Source organism: Mesorhizobium sp. M5C.F.Ca.IN.020.32.2.1 (assembly GCF_004023105.1).
In the GTDB taxonomy this organism is placed as follows: Bacteria; Pseudomonadota; Alphaproteobacteria; order Rhizobiales; family Rhizobiaceae; genus Mesorhizobium; species Mesorhizobium wenxiniae.
Window position 1 is genome coordinate 1 of the sequence record NZ_RZSX01000491.1, and the last position, 4,840, is coordinate 4,840.

At 63.9% G+C, this 4,840-nt stretch carries 6 protein-coding genes and 1 pseudogene; 6 read left to right on the forward strand and 1 reads right to left on the reverse strand.

The window, feature by feature from the left end; translation table 11 throughout:
* Positions 1–223: 223 nt before the first annotated feature.
* Entirely contained in the window at positions 224–868 is a 645-nt protein-coding gene (locus tag EOA86_RS22500) for a LemA family protein (RefSeq protein ID WP_128343647.1), read from the reverse strand.
* 163 nt (positions 869–1,031) lie between these two features.
* Here EOA86_RS22500 and EOA86_RS22505 point away from each other — a divergent pair, with 163 nt between their 5' ends.
* The 6 genes and pseudogenes from EOA86_RS22505 to EOA86_RS22530 all read left to right on the forward strand — a co-directional run.
* A complete protein-coding gene (locus EOA86_RS22505; protein ID WP_127209424.1) occupies positions 1,032–1,280 on the forward strand; it encodes a hypothetical protein in 249 nt (82 codons plus the stop codon).
* A 7-nt stretch (positions 1,281–1,287) separates the two neighbouring features.
* Positions 1,288–2,172, forward strand: a complete 885-nt coding sequence (gene pdxY / locus EOA86_RS22510; protein WP_128343649.1) for a pyridoxal kinase PdxY — start codon at positions 1,288–1,290, stop codon at positions 2,170–2,172.
* Positions 2,169–2,924 carry a DUF429 domain-containing protein gene (locus tag EOA86_RS22515; RefSeq protein ID WP_128343651.1) on the forward strand — a complete coding sequence of 252 codons (756 nt, stop codon included), beginning with the start codon at positions 2,169–2,171 and terminating at the stop codon, positions 2,922–2,924. Before pdxY ends, EOA86_RS22515 begins: the two co-directional genes overlap by 4 nt.
* Positions 2,925–3,092: 168 nt before the next feature.
* The gene (locus EOA86_RS22520; protein WP_127209427.1) at positions 3,093–3,737 is read left to right on the forward strand and encodes a carbonic anhydrase; all 645 of its coding nucleotides are present in this window, start codon (positions 3,093–3,095) and stop codon (positions 3,735–3,737) included.
* Positions 3,738–3,746: 9 nt separating this feature from the next.
* The gene (locus tag EOA86_RS22525; protein WP_128343652.1) at positions 3,747–4,157 is read left to right on the forward strand and encodes a nuclear transport factor 2 family protein; all 411 of its coding nucleotides are present in this window, start codon (positions 3,747–3,749) and stop codon (positions 4,155–4,157) included.
* Between the two features lie 102 nt (positions 4,158–4,259).
* Positions 4,260–4,840 (forward strand): annotated as a pseudogene (locus EOA86_RS22530) (peptidase M3); the annotation flags it as partial.

Genomic DNA, 4,840 nt, shown 5'->3' on the forward strand with positions numbered 1-4,840 from the left:
GCCGCCTCGGTCGCGGCATCGATGATATCGGCATTATCGACAACCCGCCCGGTCAGAACAGGCAATTCGGCGGCGAGAGCGGTGAGGGGGAGGAAGAGCGTCAGGAAAAAAAGGCCGAGAAGGAAGCGCAGCAATGAAGGGTTTGCATTCCTTCGCGCCCCCCTCTGTCCTGCGGTCCGTCTCGTCGCAAAGATTAGCACTACGAGGACTTAGGCTTCGCTGATCACCCACCCTGCGTCGTGTTCGTGCCGAAATCGATCTTCGGCGTCTGCATCTTGTCTTCCTCGATGGTGAAGTTCGCGAACGGCTGATTGCCGCGGAACCACAGGGTGGCCCAAATCACCGAAGGGAACGTCCGCAGCGTCAGATTGTACTCCCGCACCGCCTCGATATAGTCGCGGCGGGCGACCGCGATGCGGTTCTCGGTGCCTTCGAGCTGCGCCTGTAGCGCCAGAAAATTCTGGTTGGCCTTGAGGTCGGGATAATTCTCCACCACTGCCAGCAACCGCGACAGCGCGCTGGTCAACCCGGCTTGACTGTCCTGGAATCTCTTGACGGCTTCCGGATCGCTCAGCGTTTCGGGCGTCACCGTCACTTGCGTCGCCTTGGCGCGCGCCTCGACCACGGCATCGAGCGTATCCTTCTCGTGCGCGGCATAGCCCTTGACCGTCTCGACCAGGTTCGGGATGAGATCGGCGCGGCGTTGGTACTGGTTCAGCACCTGGCTCCATGCGGCCTTGGCGCTTTCCTCCGCTGTCGGGATGGTGTTGTAGCCACAGCCGGCAAGCAGCGGCAGCACGATCGTCATCATCAGCAAGGCAGGCAGATTGCGGAAGGAGAAAGGGGAGGAAAGACGCTGAGCAAGCATGGAAAGATCCCTCAATATGACTGGCAGCCGAAGCAGTACCACAATCCGCGTGCAAGAACATGACCTCCGCCTGGGAGCCTTGCTGGTTCTTTATCATTCACTGCCAGGCCCTGTAATTGCCCGGGCGAACAGGTTAAAGTCGCCGCGAAATCAGGGCATCGCCATGGCGGAACGCCAGGACAGTGACGACGAATCGCGCCGCATCATCGAGCGCGTGGCACGTGAAACCGACCCGGGCGGCACCTCGTTCATGGCGCGGACCGCGAAGGGCGCGCGCGATCACGTCACTGCAGCAGACGCCGACCAGTCGGACCCGATCGAATATTGGGGCACGCGCATTGGCCGGGTGCTAGGGCTCGTTGTCGCCATTGGCTTGTTGATCTGGCTCGTGCTTTTCATCAGCCAAAGTTAGGAACCTCGTGAGCACCGAAGAACACGACGCGCCGCGCGCGGTCATCGTCATTTCCAGCCATGTTGCGCGCGGTTCGGTCGGCAACCGGGCCGCGGTCTTTGCGCTGGAGACGCTGGGCTTTCCAGTGTGGGCGGTGCCGACCGTCATCCTGCCCTGGCATCCGGGCCATGGACGGGCGACGCGCATTGTGCCGCCGCTCGATCAATTCAAGGCCCTGATGGCCGATCTCGAGCGCGCGCCGTGGCTGGGCGAGGTCGGCGCGGTGCTGTCCGGCTACCTCGGCGAAGGCGGCCAGGCCGACGCCGTCGCCTCGCTGGTCGGCGCGGTCAAGGCGAAGACGCCGGACGCCGTCTATATCTGCGACCCGGTGATGGGCGATTCGGGCGGGCTCTATGTGCCGGAGACCACCGCCATTGCCATGCGCGACCGGCTGATGCCGATCGCCGACATCGCCACGCCAAACCGCTACGAGCTGGAATGGATGGCGGGAGCGCCGCTGCCCGATCTCAAGGCGGTGATGGCGGCCGCCCTTGATGCCGGGCCGTCGACCATGCTGGTCACTTCGGCGCCGGCGATGATGGCCGGCGGCACCGGCAATCTGCTGCTCAACGGCGTTCAGGCGCTGCTCGCCGAACATCGCCTCATCGAAAAGCCGCCCAATGGGCTCGGCGACCTGACGGCGGCCGTCTATCTGGCGCGCATCCTGTCCGGCCAGCCAGCGGTCAAGGCACTGCAATCGACCACGGCGGCGGTCTACGAGATCCTGGCGCGCACCGCCAAGCGCGGCGGCGACGAATTGCAGCTCGAAACCGACGCGCAGAGCCTGTCGCACCCGATGGCGATGGTGCAGCTTCGCCATCTCCTGCATCCGGGGCGGGACAAAAGAGCGTGACTGTTGTCGGCGTCGACGGCTGCAAGGCCGGCTGGATTGCCGTTCGCCGCGATCCGGGCGCAATGCCCTCGGCAGCCGTTTTTCCAAGCTTCGCAGCACTGCTCGACGCATTGCCGGCCGATGCGACAGTCGCCGTCGACATGCCGATCGGCCTGCCCGATCTGTCGCAAAAGGGCGGCCGTGGGCCCGAAGCGCTGGTGCGGCCGCTGCTTGGTAACAGGCAATCCAGCGTCTTCGCCATCCCCTCGCGTGCGGCGCTTTACGCCTATACGGATGGCTTCACCACGATCGAGGCCTGGTATGCCGCGCATCGCCAGGCAAGCGAAGTGGCGAAGGCAACCTCCGATCCGCCGCGCGGCGTCTCGATCCAGGCCTTCGGCATTTTTGCCAAGATCCGCGAGATCGATGCCGTGCTGATCGCGCGTCCCGAACTGCGCAGCCGCGTGTTCGAATCGCATCCGGAGGTCGCCTTCTGCCGACTGAACAGCGATCAGGCAATGTGCTTGCCGAAGAAGATCAGGGGGGTCACCAACCCGGCCGGTATGGCGGAACGCAAGGCGCTGCTTTGCCAGCACGGTTATATCAGGGGCTTTCTCGACCAGGCGCCGCCGCGAGGCGCTGCTGCCGACGACTTTGTCGACGCCGCAGCGATGATGCTGATTGCCGGCCGTATCGCCAGCGGCGAGGCAAAGCCGTTTCCGGATCCGCCGCTCGCCGACCGTTTTGGCATCCCTGTGGCGATCTGGGCATGACAACCGGCTTGCAAGGACATGACCTCACCAGGCCGAGGCTTGTTTACTGCATGCCTGTTGCAGCCAGTCCTCTGCGATTCGGCATTGCCCATGACCGGCTTTTGCCGCTAGAGCCTTCCTGACTTGAAAGAGCTGCCGCCTAACCCGGAAAGGCTCCAGACGCCGCCTATGCCTCATCTCCCTGACCATCTGCTCACCGGCTACCGTAATTTCATGAGCGGCCGCTACCTCGCCGAAAGCGGACGCTATCGCTCGCTCGCTCGCGAGGGCCAGTCCCCCGAAACGATGATCGTTGCTTGCTGCGACTCCCGCGCGGCTCCCGAGGCGATCTTCGACGCTGGCCCCGGCGAACTCTTCGTGCTGCGCAACGTCGGCAATCTGGTGCCGCCCTATGCGCCCGACGACCAGTTCCACTCGACCTCGGCGGCGCTCGAATTCGCCGTGCAGAGCCTCAAGGTGAAGAACATCGTGGTGATGGGCCATGGCCGCTGCGGCGGCATCCGCGCGGCACTCGACAGTACGGCCGCGCCCCTGTCGCCCGGCGACTTCATCGGCAAGTGGATGAGCCTGATTGCGCCGGCGGCCGAGACCGTGTCCTCCAGCACCTTCATGACGGCGGCGGAGCGCCAGACCGCGCTGGAACGCATTTCGATCCGCTATTCGATCGCTAATCTCAGGACCTTCCCCTGCGTCTCGATCCTGGAAGGCAAGGGACGGCTGTCGCTGCATGGCGCCTGGTTCGACATCTCGACCGGCGAGCTCTGGGTGATGAACAAGGATACCGGTGACTTCGAGCGGCCGGAGATCACATAGGAGGGTTGCATGGTATGCCGTTCGATCGCCTTCGCCACAACGGCGCTACTGTTTTCCGTCATGTCCGCTCGCGCCGACGACGGCGCGCTCATCGGCCGCTGGTATGCGGCGCTGCTGGTCGCCGATCGCACCGAATTGTCGGACCTGCTTGCTGACGACGTCCGGATAAACCTCGACGATCTCGGCGTCGTCCAGACCAAGCAGGAATTCATCGCCTCGATCGACGACTGGCAAGGCGCTGTCGCCGGGGCTGAAATCCGGCATCGGATCGAGAAGACCGAGGGTGGCGTCACCACGGTGATCGCCTGCTATGATTTCCCCAACAACGACGCGCTGATGCAGGAAACCTTCGCGATCACCGACAACCGCATCACCGCCAGTTCGCAGGCGGCGATCGCGGAAAACTGCGACGCCTATTGAGCGGTTACCGATATTGCGTACGGCAAGCCAGCGCCTTACATCGGTGATGATCTCGCCCTGCCTCTACAGCCACTCAGCGAAAGCCCCTCACTCAGCGAAAGATTGCCCATGCCGTCCGCCGTCGACCTCGCCGCCCATCCGCTGACCATCTGGCAAGGGCCGCTCGGCCTGCCCGATTTCACCCGCATCGGCGACGGCGATTTTTCCGGGGTTTTCGATGCGGCATTGAAGGCGCATGAGGCCGAGATCGAGGCAATATCAGGCAATGCCGAGGCGCCGACCGTCGAGAATACGCTTGCAGCACTGGAGCTTGGCGGCGAGGCGCTCGACCATGTCTCGTCGATCTTCTGGTGCCGGGCCGGCGCCCACACCAACGAGGCGATCCAGGCGCTGGAGCGCGACATCTCGCCAAAGATGTCGCGGCATTTCTCGGCGATCTCGATGAACGAAAGGCTGTTTGCCCGCATCGACGATCTCTATCAGCGCCGGGAAACCCTAAAGCTCGATGCCGAGACGCTGCGGGTGCTGGAAAAGACCTGGAAAGGTTTTGTCCGCTCCGGCGCCAGGCTCGACGCGGACGGCAAGAAGCGGCTTGCGGCGATCAATGAGGAACTGTCGTCGCTCGGCACGAGGTTCGGGCAAAACCTGCTTGCCGACGAGCGCGACTGGGCGCTGTTCCTCGA

What these genes read in the sequence shown, in the direction of transcription:
- EOA86_RS22500 (WP_128343647.1), bottom strand. Translation starts at nt 868, where the DNA reads ATGCTTGCTCAGCGTCTTTCCTCCCCTTTCTCCTTCCGCAATCTGCCT.
- EOA86_RS22525 (WP_128343652.1), top strand. Translation starts at nt 3,747, where the DNA reads ATGGTATGCCGTTCGATCGCCTTCGCCACAACGGCGCTACTGTTTTCC.
- EOA86_RS22505 (WP_127209424.1), top strand. Translation starts at nt 1,032, where the DNA reads ATGGCGGAACGCCAGGACAGTGACGACGAATCGCGCCGCATCATCGAG.
- EOA86_RS22520 (WP_127209427.1), top strand. Translation starts at nt 3,093, where the DNA reads ATGCCTCATCTCCCTGACCATCTGCTCACCGGCTACCGTAATTTCATG.